Raw genomic sequence first — 25,297 nt, 5'->3', positions numbered from 1 at the left:
AGAAGACGCTTATGTTGAGATTTATCGCCAAGCGCGTGCTGGAAGCCATTCCCACGCTGTTTATTCTGATTACCGTCTCTTTTTTCCTGATGCGCTTTGCGCCGGGAAATCCCTTCTCCGCCGAAATCGCCATGACCCCAGAAGTGATGGCAAATATCGAAGCCAAGTACGGTTTCGACAAACCGGTGCACGAACAATATTTCAGTTACCTCGGCGGCCTGCTGCAGGGCGACCTGGGGCCATCGTTTAAATACAAGGACTTCACGGTAAATGAACTGGTGGCGCAGGCATTTCCGGTTTCCCTGAAAATCGGCCTGCTGGCATTTATTGTGGCGGTTACCTTCGGGGTTACCTTCGGCACCATCGCCGCTCTGCGCCAGAACACCTGGCTCGACTACACCATTATGACCGGCGCCATGGCCGGGGTGGTGATCCCCAGTTTTGTACTGGCACCGCTACTTGTGCTGATTTTCGCCATCGGGCTCGACTGGTTACCCGCGGGCGGCTGGCATAACGGCGCGACCCCTTATGTGGTCTTGCCTGTCATCGGTATGTCCCTGTACTACATCGCCTCCATCTCGCGAATTATGCGCGGCAGCATGATCGAGGTGCTGAACTCCAACTTTATTCGCACCGCCAAGGCCAAGGGCCTATCGATGCCCTACATCATCGTACGCCATGCATTGCGTCCGGCAATCCTGCCGGTACTTTCCTACCTCGGCCCAGCGCTGGTGGGAATTATTACCGGCTCGGTGGTAATCGAAACCATTTTCGGTTTACCCGGTATCGGCCAGCTGTTTGTAAACGGCGCGCTGAACCGCGATTACTCCATGGTGCTCGGGCTGACCATTCTGGTTGGCGCCCTGACCATTACCTTTAATGCCATCGTCGACATCCTGTACGCGGTGGTCGACCCCAAAATCCGCTACGCATAACAAGAGGCTTACGAGATGTTATCCACAACAGCCAATAAAGAAGCGGTCGAAAACTTTTCCGGGCAACTGGAAGTCAAGGGCCGTAGCTTGTGGGACGACGCCCGCCGTCGTTTCTTCAATAACCGCGCCGCACTCACCAGCCTGGTGATCCTCGGGTTTGTTACTCTGTTTGTTTTTGCCGGGCCAATGCTCAGCCAATTCGCATTTGACGATGTTGACTGGGGGGCAATGCACGCGGCTCCATCAATGGCCAGTGGCCATTTCTTCGGTACCGACTCCCTCGGTCGCGACCTGTTTGTGCGCACCGCCATGGGCGGGCGTATCTCGCTGATGGTCGGCGTAATGGGTGCACTGGTGGCGGTATTGATCGGCACCCTGTACGGCGCCACTGCCGGTTTTGTCGGCGGCCGTACCGACCGCGTGATGATGCGTACCCTGGAAATCCTTTATTCCTTCCCGTTTATGTTCTTCGTCATCCTGCTGGTGACATTCTTCGGTCGCAATATCCTGCTGATCTTTATCGCCATTGGTGCGGTGAGCTGGCTGGATATGGCGCGTATCGTGCGCGGCCAGACCCTGAGCATCAAGGGCAAGGAATTTGTCGAGGCGGCCACCGTGTACGGTGTTTCCAAGTGGGCGATGATCACCCGCCACATCGTGCCTAACGTGCTCGGTATTGTTGCGGTGTATGCAACGCTGCTGGTCCCGCAGATGATCCTGTTTGAATCTTTCCTCAGCTTCCTCGGCCTGGGTGTACAGGAGCCGATGACCTCCTGGGGCTCACTGTTGAACGAAGGCGCGCAGACCATGGAAATTGCCCTGTGGCAATTGATTGTGCCGGCCGTATTTATGGTCACCACCCTGTTCTGTTTTAACTTTATCGGCGACGGCCTGCGCGATGCGCTGGACCCGAAAGATCGCTAAGGAGCTGCGCCATGACTTTATTGAATGTGAAAGACCTGCGCGTGGAATTCACCACGCCGGAAGGGGCGGTAACCGCCGTCAACAACCTGAACTTCTCGCTGAACGCCGGTGAAACCCTGGGCATCGTTGGCGAGTCCGGCTCGGGTAAAACCCAGACCGTGTTTTCCATGATGGGTTTGCTGGCAAAGAATGGCATCGTCAGTGGCAGCGCCAAGTTCAAGGGGCAGGAAATCCTCGGCTTGCCGGAGCGCGAACTCAACAAGATTCGCGCAGAACAAATCGCGATGATTTTCCAGGACCCGATGACCTCTCTGAACCCCTATATGAAAGTGGGGAATCAGCTGGCCGAGGTGCTGGTGAAGCACAAGGGCATGAGCAAGAAAGAAGCACTCGCGGAAGCAGTGCGCATGCTGGATGCGGTAAAAATTCCTGAAGCGCAAAAGCGCCTCAACATGTACCCGCACGAATTTTCCGGTGGTATGCGCCAGCGCGTGATGATTGCCATGGCGCTGTTGTGCAGCCCGGAACTGCTGATTGCCGACGAGCCGACCACGGCTCTGGACGTTACCGTACAGGCACAGATCCTGGCGCTGCTGAACGAACTGAAGCGCGACTTCAACACCGCCATTATCATGATCACCCATGACCTGGGCGTTGTTGCCGGCGCTTGTGACAAGGTGCTGGTAATGTACGCCGGCCGCACCATGGAGTACGGCAGCGCGGACGATATTTTTTATCGCCCAACCCACCCCTATAGCGAAGGCCTACTCAAAGCCATTCCACGGCTGGACAGCGTCGGCGAAGAGCTGCCGACCATTCCCGGCAACCCACCTAACCTGTTAAGCCTCCCTACCGGCTGCCCGTTCCAGGAACGCTGCCACCGGGTGCAGGACCGCTGCCGCCACGAGGCGCCGGCACTGCACAATTTTGATGCCGAACGCCTGCGTGCCTGCCATGCAGATGCCAATCAGATTCTGGAGGCCAGCTAATGACTGTTGCAGAAAAAGAATTGCTGCTGGATGTGCAGGACCTGAAAGTGCATTTCCAGATCAAGAAGGAAAATGCCTGGCCCTGGACCAAGCCAGCCAACCTGAAAGCGGTGAACGGAGTCGACCTGCAACTGTATGCGGGTGAGACCCTGGGTGTGGTGGGCGAATCCGGCTGTGGAAAGTCCACCCTGGCACGGGCGATCATCGGCCTGATCAAGGCCACCGAAGGCAACGTGCTGTGGCTGGGTCAGGACCTCACTGAGCTGGACGACAAGGCGCTGCGCGCGACCCGCTCGGATATCCAGATGATCTTCCAGGATCCGCTGGCTTCCCTGAACCCGCGTATGACCATCGGCGACATTATTGCCGAACCCCTGCGCACCCTGCGCCCAGACATTCCCAAGCAGGAAGTCAGTGACCGGGTACAAGCGATGATGATGAAGGTGGGCCTGCTGCCCAACCTGGTCAACCGCTACCCCCACGAATTCTCCGGCGGCCAGTGCCAGCGTATCGGTATTGCGCGTGCACTGATCCTGGAGCCGAAGCTGATCATCTGTGATGAGCCGGTATCCGCGCTGGATGTTTCCATTCAGGCGCAGGTGGTCAACCTGCTCAAGCAGTTGCAGCGGGAAATGAACCTGTCGCTGATCTTTATTGCCCACGACCTGTCGGTGGTAAAACACATCTCCGACCGCGTGGTGGTGATGTACTTGGGTAATGCCGTGGAAGTGGGAACCGCGGATGCGCTGTTCGCCGATCCCCAGCACCCGTACACCCAGGCGCTGATGTCGGCGGTGCCGATTCCGGACCCCAATATTGAGAAGGACAAAGACATCCAGCTGCTGGAAGGCGAGCTACCGTCCCCCATCAATCCGCCCAGTGGCTGCGTGTTCCGCACTCGCTGCCCCCATGCGGACGCAGGCTGTGCCGAGCAGGTGCCCAGCCTCAGCGGGACTGCCGATCACCGGAGTGCCTGCCTGCGCCTGGATGCGCTACAGGCCGTGTGATCTAACCCTCGTTAGTACCAAGCCAAGTGGGCTGAATGGGCTAAATAGGCCGCGCCATCCCCGGCGCGGCCCCAACCTGCCCAAACAGCACCTTCCCGACCGACAGCCCCCACCGCAGATCCCCTACCCCACATTCAGGCTATTATGCCGCCCATAATGTAATCGTTTACTCCCGTTACATTCCCAACGATACAACACTGGCATTCTTTCTCCCGCTGAGGCACACTAGCCTCAAATGTAAACGTTTACATTATGTGTTTCAGGTTTCACACTAGAACGACAACATAAATGACGCCAGTGACGGCGCGATCGATGATGGGGAAGTAAAACGACTATGGATAAGCTCAGTCAGCTGCGGGCCATGATCGCCGTGGTAGCCGATACCGGTGATATCAACGCCATTCGCCAGTTTACCCCGCTGGATGCCACCACCAACCCCTCGCTGCTGCTCAAGGCCGCACAGCAGACGGAATACGCATCCCTGATTGACCAGGCCATTGCCTTCGCCAGTGCCCAGGGTGGCAGCAGCGACGAGCAGAAGGCACTGTGTTGTGATCACCTGGCCGCCAGCATCGGCCGCGAAATTCTGCAAATTGTCCCGGGCCGCATCTCCACGGAAGTGGACGCGCGCCTGTCTTTCGACACCGCTGCCACCCTCGAGCGCGCACGTCGCCTGATGGACCTGTACGCGCAGATGGGTGTAGCGCCTGAGCGCGTGCTGATCAAGGTTGCCTCCACCTGGGAAGGCATCAAAGCAGCAGAAGTCCTCGAGCGCGAAGGTGTGCACTGCAACCTGACCCTGTTGTTTAGCTTCGCCCAGGCACGCGCCTGCGCCGATGCCGGTGTCACCCTGATTTCACCCTTCGTCGGCCGCATTCTCGACTGGTACCTGCAGAATACCGATGCCACGGCCTATGCCCCGGAAGAAGATCCCGGTGTGCAGTCAGTGCGCCGTATTTACCAGTACTACAAGGAGCACGGCTACGACACCACCGTAATGGGTGCGAGCTTCCGCAACACCGGGCAGATTGAAGCACTGGCCGGCTGCGACAGCCTGACCATCAGCCCCGACCTGCTGGCCCAGCTTGCCGACGATAGCGGCGAACTGCCCCGTGCATTGACCCCAGTCTCCGCCAGCAAAACCGATGCGGCCATGAGCGAAAGCGAATTCCGTTTTGCCCACAATGACGACGCCATGGCGCACGAAAAGCTTGGCGAGGGCATTCGCAAATTTGTGGTCGATCAAATCGCCCTGGAGCGCCAGCTGGAAGCCCGCGCCAAGAGTGCGGAGACCGCGTAATGGCCAGCTCCAAAAACGTCTTCCTGGGTATCGACGCCGGTACCCAGAGCCTGAAACTGCTGGCCTACGACGGTGACAGCAAACAGATTCTGCACGTTTGCGCCGCGCCGCTGGAATTAATCAGTGATGAGGACGGCACGCGCGAGCAACTCGCCGAGTGGTGGCTGGACGCCCTGCGCCAGTGCATGAGCGAACTGCCGGCAGACATCAAAAGCCGGGTACGCGGTATCGGCGTTTCCGGACAGCAGCACGGCTTTGTGCCATTAAACCAACAGGGTGAAGTCATCGCGCCGGTGAAACTCTGGTGCGACACCAGCACCATCGCCGAATGCGAAGAAATTACCGCGCGCTTTGGTGGCGCTGAGCGCTGTATCGACGCCGTCGGTAATCCGATCCTGCCCGGCTACACTGCGCCCAAAGTCGTGTGGCTGAAAAACAACAAACCTGAGGTCTACGCCGAGCTTGCACATATTGTGCTGCCGCACGATTACCTGAACTTTCACCTCACCGGGGAAATCTTTACCGAACACGGTGATGCTTCCGGTACCGGCTACCTGAATATTCTGCGCCAGGAATACGACCGCGAAATGCTCTCCGCCATGGACCCGGAGCGCGACCTACTGCCCCTGTTACCGCCATTTGTTGAAGCCAATGCAACCACACCGTTGAGTGCGGAAGCAGCGCAAGCTTATGGCCTGCCAAGTGATGTAATGGTTTCCAGCGGCGGTGGCGACAACATGATGGCGGCATTCGGCACCGGCTCGGTTGCCCCCGGTGTACTGACCATGAGCCTTGGCACCTCCGGCACGCTGTTCGCTTATAGTGGCAAGCCCGCCATTGATCCCCAGGGCGACCTGGCAGCATTCTGTTCTTCGTCTGGCGGTTGGCTACCTTTGCTGTGCACCATGAACTGCACCGTGGCAACCGAAATCACGCGAAATGCGTTGGGAAAATCCATCCCCGAGTGCGAAGAACTACTGGCGCAATCGCAAGCGGGCGCCGGTGGCGTAACCAGCCTGCCGTTTTACAACGGCGAGAGAGTCCCCAACCTGCCGCACGCCGAGGCCAGCCTGCACGGTGTAACCGCCAGCAACGCCACACCGGCAAACCTGTATCGCGCCGCGATGGAAGGAGCCACCTTCACCCTGCGCCGCGGCCTTGATGCGTTCGCCCGTGCGGGACAGGAATTTACTGCCATTCGCCTCACTGGTGGCGGTGCCAAAAGCCCGCACTGGCGGCAGATGGTCGCGGACGTTTTCAACTTGCCCGTTGAAGTACCCGCGCAACAGGAAGGCGCTGCCTTCGGTGCTGCCCTGCAAGCCCTGTGGGCCTGCAGTGACGATAACACTTCGTCCGTGCAACTTAGTGAACACATTGCACTGGATGAAAACCTCGGCTGTCAGCCACAGGCAGACTCCGCCAGTGCCTATCAAACCCACTACCAAAACTACCTGGAACTGCTCAGCCAGCAGTATCCGAGCGTTCAATAAGTCGAATAATTCTGGAGAACATGATGAGCAGAAACCTTTTTGTTGGCAATAAAGAATACTTCCCGGAAATTGGCCAGATCCAATTTGAGGGCCGTGAATCCGATAACCCACTGGCATTCAAATTTTATGATGCCAAAAAGGTAATCGGTGGCAAAACCATGGAAGAGCACCTGCGTTTCGCAGCGTGCTATTGGCACACTTTCTGTGGCAAAGGTGCGGATCCATTCGGTCCGAACACCCAGGTATTTGCGTGGGATGATGCTGCAGATGCAATGACCGCTGCACAACAGCGTATGGACGCCGCGTTTGAATTCTTCACCAAAATCGGGGTGCCCTACTACTGCTTCCACGATATCGATATGTCACCGGAGGGCAGCACCGTTCTCGAGACCGAAAGCAACCTGGCAAAGCTTGTTGAACTGGCGGCTGAGCGTCAGAAAGCGACCGGCATGAAACTGCTGTGGGGTACCGCCAACGTGTTCTCCAACCCGCGCTACATGAATGGTGCTTCCACCAACCCGAACTTCGATGTTGTTGCCTATGCCGGCAGTCAGGTTAAAGCCGCGCTGGATGCGACCGTCGCTTTGGGCGGTGAAAACTACGTATTTTGGGGTGGCCGTGAAGGCTATATTTGCCTGCAGAACGCCAACACCAAACGTGAGCAGGAAAACCTCGCGCGCTTCCTCACTATGGCCCGTGACTACGGCCGCTCCATTGGCTTCAAGGGTGACTTCCTGATCGAACCCAAGCCCATGGAACCGACCAAGCACCAGTACGACTTTGACGCGCAAACCGTAATCGGCTTCCTGCGTCACCACGGCCTGGACAAAGATTTCAAACTCAACATCGAAGCCAACCACGCGACCCTTGCCGGCCACACCTTCGCACACGAGCTACAGATGTGTGCCGACGCGGACATGCTGGGCTCTATCGATGCCAACCGCGGTGACTACCAGAATGGTTGGGACACCGACCAGTTCCCCACCGATATCTACGACGCAGTACACGGCATGATGGTGGTACTGGAAAACGGCGGCTTCAAGTCCGGCGGCCTGAATTTCGATGCCAAGGTTCGCCGCGAATCCGTAGACATGGAAGATATCTTCATTGGCCATATCGGCGGGATGGATGCATTCGCCCGCGGCCTGGAAATCGCCCACAAGATTATCAACGATTCCCCTTACCAGAGCTGGAAGCAACAGCGCTACGCCAGCTTCGACGAGGGTAATGGCAAGGCCTTTACCGAAGGCAAACTGAATCTCAGCGACCTGCGCAACCTGGCCGTAGAAAACGGTGAGCCGCGTCCGATCAGCGGCAAGCAAGAACTCTATGAGAACCTCATCAATCAGTACATTTGATTGATTTTCCCGTCAACGTCAGATGACTCTAGTTTGGCCCGCATTTGCGGGCCTTTTTTTGCCTGAGAATTAGCAAAGAAGGAATGCAAACACTCCGCCCGTTTTCAGACGAAATACCTGGAGCGCGAGGGACATTTTGTGGAGCTTAAGGAAGGAGTATATCGAACGAAGAGGAGAGGTTCCGGGGCATGACGATTCGCTTGATGCGAACCGCCACACGCCAGTGTAAAGATTACTTACGCAGCTTACTGTAGAGGTTAGCCTCGCCATTCAAGTACATCGGCGCAGCCATTTTCTCGCCCCAGAACTCCGCCACATCCAGATTATCGTTCAACCGTGCATTGGAATTCGCGAAGTAGCCCGGGCAATTATGGTCCATCTGCTGGCTCCACATTGGCGAGTACTCACTGTCATTCCAGCGCGCATTGATATAGGAAATCGCACGGACTACATCGCGATTATCGCGCACATGCTGGTCGAAGGTTTCTATCCACTGCTTTGCTTGTGCCGGCGCTTTGACAACATCGATCTGTTTGGCGCAGTCGCCGGTATGCGGCGTAACTTCGGCGATAAAAACTTTGTGCCCCCGCTCGCGTGCAAAACGCAGCTCCTGTTTTCCTACAATGGCATTCGTATTGGTGAAATAGGAATAGCCAATCCAGTCTACGTACGGACCGTCTTGATCCGCCTCCGGATAGAAATTTTGCATGGTTTCATAACTGGCATAGCCGAACGACTGCAGCACGTATGCCACGTTATCCACACCCTGCTTTTCCAGGAAGCGGCGAATATGTTTGAACGCCGCCTGATACTGCTGTGGGTCGTAGCCATTCCAGGAACCGTCAAACTCGTAACCAATACGCAATAACACCGGGCGCTCGCCCAGCTGATTCAGCCAGCCAGCAAAATCCCGCAGCAAATGGTCCAGGTCACCATTGGCAATCCGCGCAGTATTACAGTGTTCCTTGGCGGTACACACCTCACCGTTCTCGCCAAGTGGGCCGCCGATGTACATACCGATAGCGATCACCGCTTCTTCATAGCCCGGCTCGTGTAACAAGCAATCTGTACACTGCTCGCCTCCGCCCCAGTTGGTCGCATTCAACAGGCCGTCATTGCCCTGATAACTTTGCGGGTAATCCGGGGCAAACTTCGGGTATTTATTGCCTACCTGATAGGAGATGTAATCGGTAAAGCCTGCTGGTCGCGGTACCAGTTCCTTTTCCGTAAGCTGGTAGTAAGCACGGGTTGCGGCCAGGGTCTGCCCCGCCACAACCAAGACTTTATCGTCGAGCGGCTCATAGCGGGAATACGGTTCTTGTTCCGCTGCCACGGCTGGCTTTTCCATTAAGGCCCAGGCGCCCGAACTCACCCCGACACTGGCACCGATACCAATCGCCATTGCTGCGGCACTGATCGCCGTAGCAAACAGCAAATTGCGGCGTTTCTTGCTCGTCCCAACCATTCCCTGTTCCCCCTGTGGATTAACTTGCCGCCGGCGCACCATCGCCCTGTACGGTTGCGGTGCGCTGTTGTGTATTTGTGTCTGCAGCTTCGTCGGCGGCGCGATGAATAGCGCGCATCTCCGCACTGGTGAGCCGGTAGAATTTCATAATGATCGCATTCGCTACCGCACACAGTACCGGCATCAGTGCAACCAGCACCACGATGCCCGCAAGTGCCTCAGCGGTTTGCTCTTCATTGGCGACATACCCGTAATAAGCCAGCAGCCAGCCAGTCATTGCACCACCAACCGCCAGGCCAAGCTTGATCACCAGCAGATGTGCAGAGAACGCCATCGCCATATTTTTCTTGCCGCCATTGCGTGCACCATAATCCACGGCATCCGGCACCATGGAAAACATCAGCGGTACTACGATCATCTGGCAAAAGTTCGCCAGCATAAATGCCGCAAACGCCAGTACCAGCTGATTAGCCGGCACAAAATACAGCAGTAGGTGGAAGACAATCACACCCACATTGGCGAGCTGGAACAACCGCACCTTGCACATGTATTTGGTGAGCACATTGGTGAGAAGTGCACCGGCGACGGCCGCAAGCATACCGGCGGTAATAAACTGGCTTACCAGGTCTTCACGGCCAAGGAAGTACTTTACGTAATAGGGTGTTACCGCACTGCGTACCGCCACTAGCACCAGCAGGAAGAAAGCAACACCGGCGATGATTAGCCACTGGCGGTTCCCGAGTAGCTGAAATAGGTCCGCAGCAATACTTTTCTTCTCCGTGTTCGGAGCTTCCTGCACCCGCTCGCGGGTAGTCCAGAAACACACCATGAAACAGATCACTGCGACTGCCGACAACAGTCCCAGCGTCATCTGGTAGCCCCAGGCGATATCACCATCCACACCGCCCGCAAAGTAGTGCACCAGCGGCATGGTCAATGCAGTAACAATGGCACCACCCACCATCGCCATGGCGAAACGATAAGACTGTACCGAAGCACGTTCACGCGGGTCATCGGTGATCACCCCACCCAGCGCGGAGTATGGAATATTGATGATGGTGTAGACCGTCATCAATGCAGCGTAGGTAACATACGCATAAATCAGCTTGCCGTTTTCTGACAGGTCGGGCGTCGTGAATGCAAGTACCGCGAGAGCACCGTAAGGTATCGCAGCAAACAGCAACCAGGGGCGATAGCGACCCCAGCGACTGCGTGTGCGGTCGGCAAGGCCACCCATCAGCGGGTCAGTCACCGCATCGAACAGGCGCACCGCCAGCATCAAGGTACCAACGGCCGCGGCAGAGATACCAAATACATCGGTATAGAAGATCATCATGAAATTGATGACCACCTGGAACACGATATTGCTCGCGGTATCCCCCAGGCCGTAACCGACCTTTTCCCTAATGGTTAAAGGTCCTGCTGTTTGCGCCGTTGCACTCATCGCTCACCTCATTGCTATTTCGTTGTTATCGCATTAGATGTGGTATCGCATTGCATGCGAAGGTTTATTCTGCGTTATTGTGATTCTTGCTCTACGCGCTCGAGCTGCCGCCGCTGCGTCATCAATTCACCCAGAGCGCGCGCACTCGCCTTCGGCGTGCGCTGTTGCGTGGCGTAGTCTACGTACACAATGCCAAACCGCTTGTTGTAGCCTTCTGCCCATTCGAAGTTATCCAACAGGCTCCAGGCGAAGTAGCCACGCAAATCGACGCCTGCAGCAATTGCCGCTTCCGCCGCCTGTAAATGCGACTGGAAATAGGCCACTCGAATTTCATCATCGACCGCGCCACCACGTAGATCATCGTCAGCGGCCATACCGTTTTCTGTCACATACAGCGCCGGACAGCGCGGCAGACTGGCGAGATGTTGTAGAGTGCGGGTCAACCCTTCGGGATAGATCTCCCAGCCCATTGCCGTGGCATCATCCCCCGCATAAACCAATGCCTCGTAGCCCGCCTCGTTATCGGCAGCCACAACCCGATTGCGGGTGTAGTAATTCAAACCAATGAAATCGAGCTCTGCAGAGATCAGCTCCAGATCACCGGGCAACACCATCGGCGAACAAGTCGGATGTCGATTCAGCACCGGCTCCGGATAGCTCCCCTCCAGCAATGGCTGTAAAAAGAAGTCACGGTTTTCCAAGTCGGCCAGTACACAGGCATTGCGATCGGCCAATGTTTCCTGCTGTGGGTCCGAGGGCGAAATGTTCAATACAATGCCGACATCCGCCAACGGCGCATTCGCACGAATTTTCGGCTCTGCCAGTCCATGTGCGAGCAACAGGTGATGGGCGGCCTGATAGGCCTGTTTGCGGTCCTGCACACCAGGGGCGTGAATGCCGTGCAGATAGCTGAGAAACGCACTGCACCATGGCTCATTGAGTGTGGCGTAAGAAACAATCTGATCGCCAAATGCGCGACTGACGACATCGGCGTAGTGCGCAAACGCGTACGCCGTTTCGCGATTCAACCAGCCGCCCCGATCCTGGAGGTACTGCGGAAGATCCCAGTGATACAGAGTAACGAACGGCTTAATGCCACGTTCGTTGAGAAAATTCAGTTGCTTGCGGTAATGATCAATCGCCTTCTGATTAACAGTGCCATGAATATCGGTAATCACCCGCGGCCAGGCGATGGAAAAACGATAGGCGTCGAGACCGAGTTCCTGCACCAATGCAAGATCCTCTTCCCAGCGCGTATAACTGTCACACGCCTCGTGCCCGTTATCGCCATTGGCAACACGCCCAGGCTCAGCACAGAACGTATCCCAAATGCAGGGTACGCGTCCGTCGCGGTCCCACGCACCCTCAATTTGAAACGCCGCGGTGGCGGCACCAAAGATAAATTCCCGGTTCATCAACGGAGAATCTGGCTTTAATTCGATTTTCAGTGCGTTTTTTGCGGTGCTATTGATTAACGTCATTTTTCTTCAACGTAAAACTACAGGTTATCGACAGTGGCTTTGCGGAATGCCTGAGGCGTCACGCCAAAAACCCGTTTGAATTTGCTACAGAAATGGGCGCTGTCACTGAACTCACACTGAAATGCGATATCTGCAATGCGCAGCTTGGACGTCGAAAGCAGCTGTACCGCATGCTGCAGCTTGCGCTTCAGCAAAAAGTCCTGATAGCGGGTATTGAGGGTGGCGTGAAACAACCGTGAAAAATGGCTGCGGGAAATACCGCAGAGGTCCGCGGCCTGATCCAGGGTGAGGGAAAGTTTACTGCTGTCCTGGAAATATTTGAGTACCGGCTCCAGACGACCGAGCCCGGTAGAGCGGGAAACATCCGCGGCATCTTCCTGAATCACGATTTTTTCGATCTGGATCAGCAGCAGCTGCAGCACACGATTGCGAATCAGCAGCTGGTCCGAATTGGTGTTCACCTCACAACACCAGTGCAACATCATGCTAAGGCGCTGCAGCATATTTTCCTGCAAACGACACACCGCACTCGGCATATCTTGCGCGGTATAACCGAGCGACAGTTCGTCCATTACCTGTGGTTCGAACTGCAGCAGAAAAAATTCCTGCTCGCCATCTTCCATCACCATCTCGTGCACCGACAGCGACGGTAAATACAGCAGCGTGCCGTCCTCGATAGGAAACTCGACACCGTCTAGAAAAATTTTTCCCGCACCCTTAACAAACAACATGACCTCAAACATCATGTGGAAGTGCGGGGCAATATCACACCGTTGTTCCGGCGTGAACTGATAGTAGGCAGACTTTACCGTGCGGCCCTGGGGCAACTCGATATTTTCGTATAAGAGGGCGCTGTTCATCGCAGACTTCCTCACTCTCGATCGCTATTTATCATGCTTCTCGAACGGATAAATCATCCGAGAGCAATATTTTTATATTTATTGGTAATTTAATTACATATATACGTAATTCATATCAATATCATACTGCAAACAACGATAAAGTCTACGGAGATAGCGGTGTCGCAAGTTATTCAGAACCCCATCCTGCCCGGGTTCAACCCCGACCCAAGCGTCATTCGGGTGGGGGATGATTTTTACATCGCCACTTCGACCTTCGAATGGTTCCCTGGTGTTCGCATTCACCATTCCAGAGATCTGGTGAATTGGCGATTGGTGGGCCACGTGCTCACCAGAAGCGACCAGCTCGACATGCGCGGTTTCAATAATTCCGATGGTGTCTATGCGCCTGCGCTCAGTCACGCCGATGGAAAATTCTGGCTAACTTTTTCATGTACCCATAACAGTCGTGGCGGAGCTTGGATGAGCACCCCCTGCTATGTGGTAACGGCAGAAAGCATCGAAGGCCCATGGAGTGATCCGGTCGCCATCGGCGGTGGCGGTTTTGATCCATCACTATTTCACGATGATGACGGCCGCAAGTGGGTGGTAAACATGACTTGGGATGGCCGTTCAGGTCACGACAAGTTTGGCGATATTGTGGTGCAGGAGTTCGACGCAGCCGAGGGCAAGCTGAAAGGTAAACGCGTTCCGATTTTTGCCGGCACCGAACTGGGCTGCACCGAGGGTCCACAGATTCTCAAGAAAAACGGCTACTACTATCTGATTACCGCGGAAGGTGGTACCGAGTGGAACCATGCGGTGACTGTTTGCCGCTCCACTGATCTTTTTGGCCCTTACGAAGTACATCCGCAAAAATATATCCTCAGCTCACGCTTTCAGGAAGAAAATCCATTGCAGCGTTCGGGGCATGGCTTCTTTGTGGATACGCCAAACGGTGAGTGGTATCTCACTCACTTGTGCGGCCGCCCGGTGTACGACCCGGACGCCTACGCATTTGGCCCGAAATACGCGACCGGCTTTTCCATTCTTGGCCGTGAAACGGCCATTCAAAAAGTCGAATGGCGCGATGGCTGGCCGTGGCTGGCATGTGGCGGCAATGCTCCGCAAATGGAGGTTCCTGCCCCCGACCTGCCCGCACACCCGTGGCCGACAACCGACAAGGTCGACAACTTCGATAGCAAGCAGCTTTCTTCACAATGGCAGACCTTGCGCGAGCCGGCAGAAGAATCGTGGTGCTCACTTACTCAAAAACCCGGTCACCTGCGCCTGATAGGCCGTCACTATCTATCTTCGCGTTTTGATCAAAGCCTGCTGGCGCGCCGCATTGAACACCATCAAATGCGCGCAGAGACACTGGTTGAGTATCACCCGGAATCGCCGATGGAAATGGCGGGACTGGTTGTCTACTACGACAACGGCAACTACTACTTCCTCAAGATCACCCGCGACGATAGTGACAATAAGGTTGTGCAGGTGTGTTCATCCATCGCCGGCGTGTACAGCGAACCCGGTGGCGATGGCCAGAAGGGCGAGACGGCGATTATTGAAAATGATGACCCGCTCTACCTCAGGGTCACACTGGATACCCAGTGGTACCAGTTCAGTTACTCCACCGACGGGCGCCACTGGGCCAACATCGGCCCGCGCCTGAACAGCACACCGCTCTCGGACGAATATGGCAACCTGATCTTTAAGTTCACCGGTAGCATGGTCGGTATTTTTGCCTGTGACGTAAATGAACAGGGGCGCCACGCAGACTTCAGCCATTTTTCCTATGAGCAACTGTCGGCGGATTCCAAGGCGCCTGAAGCGAATGAGTTGCAAGTATCGGCAGTCGCCGATCTGGAAGCAGCGTCATGATCACCAAGTTCACCCTCGCACGACATCTCGGTGCCGGCCTGGTGGCCGGTGCGCTACTGTCACTCGTCGCCTGTGACCGCGAACAGCCGTCGGCCGGCATCGCAGCAGAGACCGATGTAGAAAAAGTGCAGGCTGCGGATTTCACCGCACCATTTGTCCCCAGTGACAAACGTCAGCTGTTGTTTATCGGTCAGGATCGCAAATCCATCGACAGCTATGTAGACAGCGGCTTCTTTCCAGCGCCGGGTGGGGTAACTGCCTACATTGTGCCGATCTACGAACTGCGCAATCCAGACAAATATTTTGGTGGCATGGGCCTGGACAACGACCTGCAGCCCACCGAGCGTGCCGCAGACTGGGGCGGCGGACCGGCAAATGCCTGGAAGCTGGCAACGGATTTTCCAGGCTCGGCTCTGGCTATCGGCCTGGATATAAACGAGTCCTTTCGCGAAGGCGGTTTGGCCGGTATTGCAGCGGGGGATTTTGATGCGGAAATTGACAAGCTGGCGGATTTCATTCGCCTGGTAGAGTCTCCGGTATTTTTGCGCATTGGCTATGAGTTCGACGGAGTGTGGAATCAGGGCTATGAAAAAGCCAATGAGTATGTGGCCGCGTGGCAGCATATCGTGACCCGTATCCGCGCCGGCGGCACCGGCGACAAAGGCCCCGAGAATGTGGCCTTTATCTGGCAAGGTTCCGCGTCACCGGCCGATGACGCCATCGAAGGTAAATACGAGGCAGATATCAGCATCTGGTATCCGGGCGATGAATATGTGGACTGGATTGGCCTCTCCTGGTTTTTGTTGATCGACGAATCCGGTATTCACTCAGACATCCCAAAAGAGGAAATGGCAACCCAGCGCGAGCTGGCCGATCAAATCCTCGAGTTTTCCCGCGCAAAACAAAAACCGGTCTTCGTCGCTGAAGCCGCCCCCCAGGGCTACGACCTGAAACAGGAATTTAATGCCAACATTAACGTAATGATCGACGGCCCGCCCGCTCAAGGAAAAATTGCGGTGGCTGGCGCCGATATTTGGCAACAGTGGTTTGCGCCCTTCTTCGAATACATTGATCAGAATCAAGATGTGATACGGGCAGTTGCCTATATAAATTGTAACTGGGATGAGCAGCCCATGTGGGGCGCTCCCTACAACAACGGTTTCTGGGGTGATACCCGGGTCGAAACCAATGCGGTGATTACAGATCTCTGGCTACAGGAAATTCGCAACACGCGATGGGCGCATGCGCAATCCCTTCAAAAAAATCTGATGCACTAGAACAACAGCAAGTCACAGCGCAGTAAGTGCTGTAGCAGAGCTCGTACAATAAGAGACAAATTCGAGGTTAGCGAAGATGGATATCAAGGCACTAGCGGAACAATTTTGGGATCAGGGTTTTCTGGTTCTTGAGGATTTTTTCTCTGCAGAACTCATGGACCAGTACCAGGGGCTGATCGTCGAGCACTTCGGCGAAAACCCGGAGTTCGTGCACAACGATGAGTTTCTGGAAAAATCCGCGACTCAGGTGATTCCTTGGTTTCCACAGCGCGAAGGTTGCGATGTTTTCGATATCGCTGAGAACGACGAACGCCTGAAAGCGATTACCGAAGAAATTCTCGGTGCTGGCTGGTACTCCCAGTACAGTATGGTGATGTTCTCCCGCCAGGGCACCAAAGGCCAGGCATGGCATCAGGATTGCCGCACCGACGACGCCACCCTGTTCAATGTAAACCGCCTGATTTATACCGCGGACATCACCGACGAGATTGGAGGCCAGACACTGGTGGTACCCGGCTCTCACAAGCGCGGCACGATTTCGGTAGGCCCGGTAGATGAAGACTTTGCCGATCAGGTAGTGCTGCGCCCGCGCAAAGGTACCCTGGTATTGCTGCACGGCCACACCTGGCATCGTGTGTTACCGGTTACCGGCAAGTACCGTGTATCTACTAACTACCGTTGCGCCTCGCAAGGTACGCCGGAAGACATCACCGATATCTGCGTGTACCGCAATATGCGTTACCAGTTCTCTACCAGTGAAGTGATTGAAGACCGCCTGGTGGCCAGCTAAAACCCTACTTACGCGCTAATGGGTGTCATCAGGCTCACCCAGGCTGCGTAAGTTTTCGTGGACGCTGTGAGTCCGAATAGCATGACGATCCAGCCACTCCTCTTCGCTAATTGGTTCGAATTTTGAGTCGTTTGAAGAGGGGTAGCGAATGGGTTGCCCGGCCCAGACCTTGAGGAACTTGTTGTCCTTCACCACTTGCTGGCCGTTGACGATCACATAGGGTATCCCAGTTGACGGATTACCCTGTTCCCCGGCTTTGTAGGTGGATGTTTCCCGTGTTTTTAAAGGGTCAAACACTACGATATCGGCAACCATGCCTTCTTGCATACGGCCACGAACTTTCATTGATTCGAGCCCAGCTTTTCCCAAATGATACGCAGGCCAGTAACTCATCTGGGCAAGGCTGAACATTAGTGGCACGCCCTGCTCCCGCCCCAGTCGAATGACCTTCGCACGAGTACCACCGGTACGCGGATGTCCCTGGTACTCAGACCAGTCAAGGTCCCAGGAATCAACACCTTTGCCGGAAAAAATTGCATCAGACGCGACCGTCATATGTGGTATTCGCAACCACTGCGGTAGCCATTTTTTACGCGCAGGGCTGAATATCACAACTAAGCGGCCGGGATCACTTTTGGCGATTTTTTCGTATTCCTCTTTGGTGAGGAATTTGTCCTGAGTGGGGTCGTACATGTCCCGTTCGTAATCGCCCCCCATCCTGTCGACAAATACCTCCGGCTGGAAAAACCCGGATCCGATGGCAGTGGACGCTGCATCGTAGGGATAGTATTCAGACCACCAATTGAGGCCCTTGGCCCGGCCCGCCTGCAGCTTTTCCTCAATTTGGGCCCAACCGTAATCGTTGTTGTGGAGGATCAGTAAGCCCGCATCCAGCACGAAGGCATTTGCAATTAATTCATTGGCGCCCTGCTCCGCTTCCGGGTCACTGCTACTACCGTGGTAGCGCGTATGTGAGGCGGTAAAACGCCCCCAATCCGCAGCGAGCTTTTGTGATTCATACATTTCCTGCGCAGTCAGGCCTTCGCGCATATAGGCGGTTGTGGATGCGAGGTTAATCGCCCCCTGCGCAAAACCCTCGTCCAACAGTTGCAGGATCTGGTTCATTTCCTCACGGTTGCTGACCTTGCTGGCCCAGCCCGCGACACCATCAGCGGTGGTGGCCTTTTGCAATGGCCCGAGGATAGTTGGTGCGTCCTGCCAACCTTGTATTTTTGCTTCTGGGTCGTGCACTAACATTCGCACGCCTTCCTGGCTGATTCCCACACCATAATTGACTGGCCATTTATTCTTTTTGGCTGCATACCAGTCATTTATATTGATGGCGCCGATTTCCAAGTCCATACCGGTGGTGACTCCATCACGCGCAGCCATTTTCATGGACAGGCCATCCAGTGCATGGAAATGAGTATCGATAAAACCCGGTGCAACCACATGGCCGGAGGCATCGATGGTTTCTGTTCCGGTTATAGAATCGGGGGTAATCGTGGCAATGATTCCGTCTTTCACCCCCACGTTCAATTTAGCATCAAGCATGGTTTCCGGGTCCATGACGCGCCCACCCAGAATCACCAAATCATACTCTTCCCCGTAGACGCATGCTGCGCATAACAAGATGACAGCGCCTATCCAAATTTTCCAAGTCGCCATGGTTCCCTTCCTGGCATAACCTTTTGGTTGAATGTAACGTGCCGAGCTATTCGATTCTGACCATGCTCTTCATACTAAAGCGCAAACCGCATACGCAAGCCCAACACCCAGATAGAATCGGTGTCGGGATTTAACGCAGGCTTTTGCATCAACTGCAGGCTCGGGGTTAGTTGCAAACCCTCGGTGATTTGCCAGCGCTGAAAAACTTCGACGAGATACTGATCATCCAGTTTTACCCCGAACGTATCCTCACTCGGCCGATTCCAGTTTAATGCCACCCCAAGCAGGTTCCTGCCGGGGTCGGTGGTATGGCCGATACCAGTACTCACTGCAGTTTCATACAAACTGCCACCGTCCCTCGCCCAACCAGCCCTGAAGAATGGCATCCACGCATTGGCAATGGCCTTGGAAAACGATACGGAAACACCGTAGCCATTGTTGGCACTTTCTATCTCGTCAATTTGCCATAAGGTGATATGCGCGTTGTCCATGAACAAACGCTTGGGACCAGAGGTATAACCGAGCTCAATAATCTTCAGTGTGTCGAAGTCGCCGAAAAAACTGTCAAAGCCCTTGAGTAAATCCGTTGGGTCCCCGTTGCCATCAACGATACTCGCGATCCCGTAGACATGGTCAGTAAAGAAGCCACCAACCATCACTCCCAAGGCACCGTCGGGATAAGCACCGTAGGTGCCGGAACCGGTCTCGAACGCGATATTGGCAAAGCCGGTCCATGGACTCGCCATGGCATAAACGTCGGCATAGTCGGTGATATCTAGCCAACCCACATAACTCACGCCCCTGCCATTGCAAAAATCCTGCTGCCAATAGACGTGAGTACCGCGCCACTGCTGATCGGTGTACACAGAGCCCGGCAGGCCTACATACCCGACTTCGGTGCCAAAATCCTGCGGTGTCACACTGCCATAGGCGTGACGGTTCTCGACCTTGAACACCAGGCTGCCGGTGTTGGGCCCCTCCGTATTGATCAGTGCCCAAGAACCAAAGAATCGGATACTGCCGGAACCGGCGGATTCCTTGCCCAGACTTTCGTCCGCGCGCAGTCCCAAGCCGGTATAATCGAAACCGAAGTCCAAGCCCGTGCGCTGCTTTACACTTTCTTTCCAATCATCAAATGTCTGCTGCGTATCGATATTCAGTACATCGTCTTTTTCCGCATCATCGGTGGCGAGCAGAACAGGCACTGAGTCGCGCCCGGCGAGGACATCCGCAGCGTCGTCTACTTGTGCATAGGTGGACGCGGTCGCAGCAAGGCCGCTTAACAATACCCAGTAGCTGTGCGACGCATACTTCATGGTGGTAATTGGCCGCTTTACCGTCACAGGGTGTTCTTGAAAATACGGCCGCCCTTCATAATCAGCGCGAGGTTTTCGTCGGGCTTGGCCAGCAGGGAGATATCTTCTAGCGGATTGCCGTTTACCAGCAGCAGGTCGGCATAGGCACCGGGTTTGACAACGCCGAGAGGTCCGGCGGTGTATGGGTGCCGCTTGCCGCTGCGGGCGAACAGTTCCGCATTGAGCGACGTGGCCTGCTGCAAAATTTCCAGTGGTGTGTAATAGGCTGCGCGCGCAGTGAACTCCAGGGATTGGTATGGGCCCAGATCGATGCTGCCCAGAATATCGGTACCAAACGCCATTTTTAAGCCAATTTTTTTCGCCCGTTCGTATCCGGCAGTAGCACCAGCCTGGGCTTCCTCATACTTGGGAATCGCGGGCCCGGTCATACCCGCCTTCTCGGCACCAATGGTGAAAGACAAAAACTGGGTTGAGAAAAAGATGTCGTTCTTTTTCATTAGTTGCATGGATTTTTCCGAGGCAAAAAGCCCATGCTCAATAGAGCGTACTCCGGCCTTGATCGCGTTCTGGATCGATTCATCCGTGTAGGCATGGATAGTGGCGTAGGTGCCCCAATGGCGCGCCTCTTCGACGATAGCGGTCAGCTCTTCCAGGGTGTATTCGGTGGCATCCAGCGGATCATGTGCGCCGGTGATGCTGCCACTGCCCATGATTTTCAACTGTGTGGCGCCATAGCGGAGCGCCTCACGAGCCGCCTTGCGTACCTCGGGCACGCCGTCGGCAATAATCGTCCAGCCACGCAGATAGGCGGGGTCCAACTGCCCGGTAAAGTGCGGCGATAAGTAGTACAGACGCGGTTCGAAGTCACCATGGCCGGCGGTTTGTGACAGAAAATAGCCGGACGGAAGAATACGCGGTCCGGCAATGACACCGGCGTCTATGGCGCTCTTTAGCCCAAATGCAGGGCCACCCACGTCGCGGATCGTGGTAAAGCCACGCAGCAACATACGGCGCGCACTCTCTGCCGCCATCACGCCGGCGTATTCATGGGGAGCGCTGTAAATAAGCTTCTCGAAGGTGTCATTGCACATAATGTGCGTATGGGCATCGGTGAGTCCGGGGATGAGTGTGCGCCCCTCCGCATCGATCACCGTTGCGCCCTGCGGTACGGCAAGCCCCTGCCCCATTCCACTAATCATTCCCTCTTCGATCAGCACTTCGGCATCGACGAGTTTGTTGGAAACCCCGTCAAATACTGATGCACCGCGAATCAAGATTGGCGCCGGTTTGTCTTCGGCGAGGAGGTAACTGGGAAGTGTCGCCATCAACCCCGCCGCACCTAGACTAGACAGGAACTTGCGTCGGTCGATGCAGGTACTGGTTAACGTCTCCGCACTTTGCTGCATGCGTTGACCTCCGTGTCAGATGCCCCCGACGCGTTATGTATGGCCAACAATTTACGGGGATAGGGGTTATTCAGAAGTGGTCTTTGGGCCTTGCTCAAGTGTAGTTGTGCAGGATAGAAGCGCCTGCAGGGCAGTTATGCCTGAGGACGGAAAAGGAGGAATCAGCGCCCGAACATCCCTGTCCCGACGCCTACGGGAAAGATCAGAAATTAACGTGCAGGCCGCGCTCGTAGACGGCCACGGTCAGGTCGCCAGCTTGCTCGCGAAGGACGGCGAGTTCAGCATTGCCCTGACTGCGCCAGAAGGCTTTTGCGCGGCTCTCACAGGGGAAGCGCGTCAACATCAGAACTTCTGCGCCAGACTGGCTGCTATGCAAGACTGCGCTGGGTGATTGTTGGGTCAGGACCTGCCCGTCGAAGTCTTCCACCTGCTCGGCATAGGCCGCGCGGTAGCTTTCGAGGGCACCTGCACTGCGCAGGGAGCCGCTCTGCACCAGATAGGCGGTGCGCTTGCAGCTCTTGCTGTAGCCGCTCTGGCCGGTTTCGGTGACATTAATCGACACACAGCCCGTCAGGCTGGTGAATAGAACGGCCAAAAGCGCAACTCGGGTCATCATCGGTTTTCTCTCTAATTACTGCGAATGGATCGGATAGACCATTTAGACGCGAGAGGATGACAACTGGATGCAAGCCGTCACGAAAATTGTGTAACGGCGATAACCTTTAGCCAAAAAACTGTTCCCCTTCCCCGTGTGCACGGAACCACTTGGTAATAATCACTTTTTCGCCACGGGTGACTGGCATACCCCAGTGCATACTATCCGGGTTCGGCAAGCCGTTTTTATCCAAGCTATTCCAGATAACCGCGCAACCGGTGTTCGGCACAAAGCTCTTATCCAATTCGGTAAAGCGGGTTTCTCCCCCTTCGCAGTCCGCGTTGAGGTAGATCATAAACGTCCAGGTGCGCTGTCCGCGTTCGCCAGCGAAGCGGCGGTATTCTTCACTACCCGGCTCGAAGTAGTCGGTATGCTGTTTGAATTGCTGCCCTTCCCGATACCACTGCGCCTGGATGGATTCCGAGTAACTCGGGTTTATACCCATGGTGTCACAGATGCGCTGGTCCAGTTCGGCGGCTAGCGGACTCCCCATCAGGCCGAGATCGCAGGTACGGCTGGTGCGATAACCGCGGTACTGGTCTGCTTTGTTGGTGGTGGTGGATGGGCGCAAATGTGGCCGCACCAGCTCAATAACCTGCTGGCATTCTTCGACAGACAGGAATTGTTCAAGCGTATAGAGCTGCAACCTGTCATCGGTATCAATCGACGCTGCCCCACTGGGCTTGGCATCGGCAGCCGCAATCTCCACCGCAGTGGGAGACCAGTGGTTGTCTGTGCGACTTGTGGGCGGCGTGACTTGTGGGTTTACCGGCCAGTAGTTGAGCGTGCGCGCGACAAGGTTGGGACAAAACTGGTTGGCTACCAGGATTCGGTAGAGTTCGGCAATTTCACAACCGCGGGCAATATTGGTTTGGATCCAGCTGCGCCAACTGGTATCGAATTCGGTGATTGCCATCTGAAATCCCCTTTGTTTTTATTTTAATGGAGACCCGGCCGCCCCCTCTCGGGGGCGGCCGGGCTGGGTCATTTATTCAGACAGAATAAACCCATTTTCCTCGGTGACCAGTGATTTAAAGTGCTCTTTTACTGTTGAGTCCAGTTGGACACGCGTATCCGAGTACTTGAAGTAGTTCTGGCCAGCCTGATCCTGGGCATTGGCCCACTGCGGCTGGCTGCTCCAGTCCGCATTGATGTAATGCCAGGCTTTGGTGGAAGTGCGCTGAATCTCGCCCTGCTTGTTGTTGAACCACTGCAGGTCGTTGTGCAAGGTCACACTGCCATCGGGGCTGGAACCGGTGCTATTGAACGGCAGTTTGAAGTCGTACTGATGGAATAGCGCACCGTGCGGTGTAGCTTCAGCAATAAAATGCGGCAAGCCTTCCGCTTCGGCAATCGCCGCTTCTTCGCCCGCATCCGAGTCAAACTGCGAGGACCCTACCCAGTCTACGTACTGCTTACCGGGCCAGTAACCCTGCTCGGTATTGCCCAGGGTAGCAGTGGTGCGACCGGTACCGTGGTAGGAATCGGACTGCCAAACGTGGGCAACGTTGTCCACACCGCGACCGTCCATAAAGGTACGCACATATTTGAAGGTTTCCCGGAAGTTCACATCGGACCATCCGCCCGCATCACCGTTAAATTCGTAACAGGTACGCAAGAAGAAACGGGTATCACCGTTGGCTTGGAAGAAGTCCGCAAGTTCGCCAAGCAGGTCGTCGTAGGCACCGCTGTTGTACAGTGACGGCATACGGTCATTGCTCGGACACCAGAGGCCAATGGAAACGACTTGCGGGTTATAGGTGTTGATCAACCATTCGATGTTCATCTCACCGGAACCCCAGCGGTTCTGACGATAGCCGTTATCAAAACAGCCATCGGCGGAGTTGGAGTTGTAGTTGCCAACGCTTTTCAAACCATCAAGGCCTTTAAAGCAGTAGCTGCCATCGTAGGAGGGTTCGCCACGGGATAGTGTGGTGTACATGGTGAAGCCCGCGGGGCGCGGCAAGTCGGATTCTGCCATGTACCCTTCAATGGAGGCCTTGTCCTGGCCGACAATAAAGTAGCGCTGGCCATCCGCCGGAACCACCGGCTTACCGGCACTTGGGGTAGGTGTGGGGGTCGGTGTGGGTGTCGGCGTCGGCGTTGGGGTGGGAGTAGGTGTTGGGGTTGGCGTCGAACCGGAAGCACCGTGGAACTCGACATAGTCGACATTGATCGCCGCATCACCGCTTTCAAACACCAGCGCCACGCTCGCGCCCTGCGGAATGTCCACCGCGTGGTTTACCGAAGTGTAATTGCCGGTCCAGGCGCTGTTACCGGAAAATTCGATATCGCCCGCATCGTTGCCATTAATTTTCAGCGACAGGCGGCCACTATTTTGCGAAGCAAAATGCAGGGTCAGCGAGTCGGATGCTGGTACGTCACTCAGGGTAAAGCCCGCACCGTTCTGGTAGATGTAAGCCACGCCTGCACCACCGGACGCGGCACCATCATTGTAGAACTCGGCCACACCAGACAGCGCACCCGATTCTGCTTCCACTTTCGTCACCGAAGGTGTCGGCGTCGGAGTTGGAGTTGGGCTTGGAGTTGGGCTTGGAGTTGGGCTTGGAGTCGGGGTCGGAGTCGGGGTCGGAGTCGGGGTGGGAGTCGGAGTCGGGGTCGGTGTGGGAGTTGGCGTCGGCGCACCGCTACAGGCTACCGGAGTCTGCGCTGGATGCATTTCGCCGTACTGCGCTGGCGAGTAATAGCCATCAACGCCGGGGCCTTCCAGGCGGAACTCTACCTGTCCACCACTGTAATCCATATTACTGGCGCATTGGCCGGCAACACAACTGCTGTCGGAATTCCACATCCACTGGCCGTTGTTGTAGCCGGCAACCCACACAGTGCCGTTGGCGGTGATATTCGGGTCGTTAAACACCAGCTTGCCGGCATCGGTACATACCGAAGCAGCTTTTGCCTGTGGTGCGGTAGCACCGCAGCCAACCAGTACAGTTGCTACAGCCGCAGCCAACAATTTTCTTTGGCCAGCGAGTTGCTGAGTTTCTTTCATCATCATCAATTTCCTTATTTTTATGTAATTTCAAACGAAGAAGGGAAAAAAGGCCC

Annotated in this window: 20 protein-coding genes; 10 read left to right on the top strand and 10 right to left on the bottom strand. The window is 55.5% G+C overall.

Annotation, left to right across the window (positions count from 1 at the left end):
* Positions 1 to 11 precede the first annotated feature (11 nt).
* The 7 genes from oppB to xylA all read left to right on the top strand — a co-directional run bounded on the left by oppB (position 12) and on the right by xylA (position 8,003).
* Positions 12 to 935 (top strand): oligopeptide ABC transporter permease OppB, encoded by a 924-nt coding sequence (gene oppB, locus Mag101_RS00795; protein ID WP_077399442.1) that lies wholly within the window; start codon positions 12 to 14, stop codon positions 933 to 935.
* A 15-nt stretch (positions 936 to 950) separates the two neighbouring features.
* Complete coding sequence (oppC, locus tag Mag101_RS00790; RefSeq protein WP_077399440.1) at positions 951 to 1,859, top strand: oligopeptide ABC transporter permease OppC; 909 nt, start codon at positions 951 to 953, stop codon at positions 1,857 to 1,859.
* A gap of 11 nt (positions 1,860 to 1,870) precedes the next feature.
* Positions 1,871 to 2,848: an oligopeptide ABC transporter ATP-binding protein OppD gene (gene oppD / locus Mag101_RS00785; RefSeq protein ID WP_077399437.1), complete on the top strand. Its 978-nt coding sequence runs from the start codon at positions 1,871 to 1,873 to the stop codon at positions 2,846 to 2,848.
* On the top strand, positions 2,848 to 3,855 hold the full coding sequence (gene oppF / locus Mag101_RS00780; protein ID WP_077399434.1) for a murein tripeptide/oligopeptide ABC transporter ATP binding protein OppF: 1,008 nt from the start codon (positions 2,848 to 2,850) through the stop codon (positions 3,853 to 3,855). The genes oppD and oppF overlap by 1 nt, the downstream gene beginning before the upstream one ends.
* A gap of 334 nt (positions 3,856 to 4,189) precedes the next feature.
* On the top strand, positions 4,190 to 5,155 hold the full coding sequence (tal, locus tag Mag101_RS00775) for a transaldolase (RefSeq protein WP_077399431.1): 966 nt from the start codon (positions 4,190 to 4,192) through the stop codon (positions 5,153 to 5,155).
* Entirely contained in the window at positions 5,155 to 6,645 is a 1,491-nt protein-coding gene (xylB, locus tag Mag101_RS00770; protein WP_077399428.1) for a xylulokinase, read from the top strand. The genes tal and xylB overlap by 1 nt, the downstream gene beginning before the upstream one ends.
* Positions 6,646 to 6,668: 23 nt before the next feature.
* Positions 6,669 to 8,003 carry a xylose isomerase gene (gene xylA / locus Mag101_RS00765; RefSeq protein WP_077399425.1) on the top strand — a complete coding sequence of 445 codons (1,335 nt, stop codon included), beginning with the start codon at positions 6,669 to 6,671 and terminating at the stop codon, positions 8,001 to 8,003.
* A gap of 232 nt (positions 8,004 to 8,235) precedes the next feature.
* Here xylA and Mag101_RS00760 read toward each other — a convergent pair whose 3' ends face one another.
* The 4 genes from Mag101_RS00760 to Mag101_RS00745 form a co-directional block, all read right to left on the bottom strand.
* A complete protein-coding gene (locus Mag101_RS00760) occupies positions 8,236 to 9,468 on the bottom strand; it encodes a hypothetical protein (RefSeq protein ID WP_077399422.1) in 1,233 nt (410 codons plus the stop codon).
* 19 nt (positions 9,469 to 9,487) lie between these two features.
* Positions 9,488 to 10,912, bottom strand: coding sequence for a glycoside-pentoside-hexuronide (GPH):cation symporter (locus Mag101_RS00755; RefSeq protein WP_077399419.1), 1,425 nt, complete (start codon positions 10,910 to 10,912; stop codon positions 9,488 to 9,490).
* Positions 10,913 to 10,986: 74 nt separating this feature from the next.
* The gene (locus Mag101_RS00750; RefSeq protein WP_077399415.1) at positions 10,987 to 12,393 is read right to left on the bottom strand and encodes a GH1 family beta-glucosidase; all 1,407 of its coding nucleotides are present in this window, start codon (positions 12,391 to 12,393) and stop codon (positions 10,987 to 10,989) included.
* A gap of 17 nt (positions 12,394 to 12,410) precedes the next feature.
* Positions 12,411 to 13,253, bottom strand: coding sequence for a helix-turn-helix transcriptional regulator (locus Mag101_RS00745; protein ID WP_077399412.1), 843 nt, complete (start codon positions 13,251 to 13,253; stop codon positions 12,411 to 12,413).
* Positions 13,254 to 13,412: 159 nt separating this feature from the next.
* Here Mag101_RS00745 and Mag101_RS00740 point away from each other — a divergent pair, with 159 nt between their 5' ends.
* The 3 genes from Mag101_RS00740 (at position 13,413) to Mag101_RS00730 (ending at position 17,183) form a co-directional block, all read left to right on the top strand.
* Positions 13,413 to 15,116, top strand: a complete 1,704-nt coding sequence (locus Mag101_RS00740) for a glycoside hydrolase family 43 protein (protein WP_077399409.1) — start codon at positions 13,413 to 13,415, stop codon at positions 15,114 to 15,116.
* On the top strand, positions 15,113 to 16,393 hold the full coding sequence (locus Mag101_RS00735; protein WP_077399406.1) for a glycoside hydrolase family 26 protein: 1,281 nt from the start codon (positions 15,113 to 15,115) through the stop codon (positions 16,391 to 16,393). The genes Mag101_RS00740 and Mag101_RS00735 overlap by 4 nt, the downstream gene beginning before the upstream one ends.
* Before the next feature lie 76 nt (positions 16,394 to 16,469).
* Entirely contained in the window at positions 16,470 to 17,183 is a 714-nt protein-coding gene (locus tag Mag101_RS00730) for a phytanoyl-CoA dioxygenase family protein (RefSeq protein ID WP_077399403.1), read from the top strand.
* Positions 17,184 to 17,198: 15 nt separating this feature from the next.
* Here the strand turns inward: Mag101_RS00730 and Mag101_RS00725 are convergent, their stop codons facing one another.
* From Mag101_RS00725 to Mag101_RS00700, 6 genes are all read right to left on the bottom strand, one after another.
* Positions 17,199 to 18,851: an aminoacylase gene (locus Mag101_RS00725; RefSeq protein WP_077399400.1), complete on the bottom strand. Its 1,653-nt coding sequence runs from the start codon at positions 18,849 to 18,851 to the stop codon at positions 17,199 to 17,201.
* A gap of 74 nt (positions 18,852 to 18,925) precedes the next feature.
* Positions 18,926 to 20,194, bottom strand: a complete 1,269-nt coding sequence (locus tag Mag101_RS00720) for a carbohydrate porin (protein WP_077399397.1) — start codon at positions 20,192 to 20,194, stop codon at positions 18,926 to 18,928.
* Entirely contained in the window at positions 20,191 to 21,573 is a 1,383-nt protein-coding gene (locus tag Mag101_RS00715; RefSeq protein WP_077399394.1) for a metal-dependent hydrolase family protein, read from the bottom strand. Before Mag101_RS00715 ends, Mag101_RS00720 begins: the two co-directional genes overlap by 4 nt.
* Positions 21,574 to 21,775: 202 nt before the next feature.
* On the bottom strand, positions 21,776 to 22,189 hold the full coding sequence (locus tag Mag101_RS00710) for a DUF1330 domain-containing protein (RefSeq protein WP_077399391.1): 414 nt from the start codon (positions 22,187 to 22,189) through the stop codon (positions 21,776 to 21,778).
* A 106-nt stretch (positions 22,190 to 22,295) separates the two neighbouring features.
* Complete coding sequence (locus Mag101_RS00705) at positions 22,296 to 23,144, bottom strand: prolyl hydroxylase family protein (protein WP_077399387.1); 849 nt, start codon at positions 23,142 to 23,144, stop codon at positions 22,296 to 22,298.
* Between the two features lie 72 nt (positions 23,145 to 23,216).
* Positions 23,217 to 25,244, bottom strand: a complete 2,028-nt coding sequence (locus Mag101_RS00700; RefSeq protein WP_157520071.1) for a hypothetical protein — start codon at positions 25,242 to 25,244, stop codon at positions 23,217 to 23,219.
* Positions 25,245 to 25,297 lie beyond the last annotated feature (53 nt).

Source organism: Microbulbifer agarilyticus (assembly GCF_001999945.1).
GTDB lineage: Bacteria > Pseudomonadota > Gammaproteobacteria > Pseudomonadales > Cellvibrionaceae > Microbulbifer > Microbulbifer agarilyticus_A.
The sequence above is the reverse complement of the archived record's forward strand: the minus strand, read 5'-3'. Positions and strand labels throughout refer to the sequence as shown.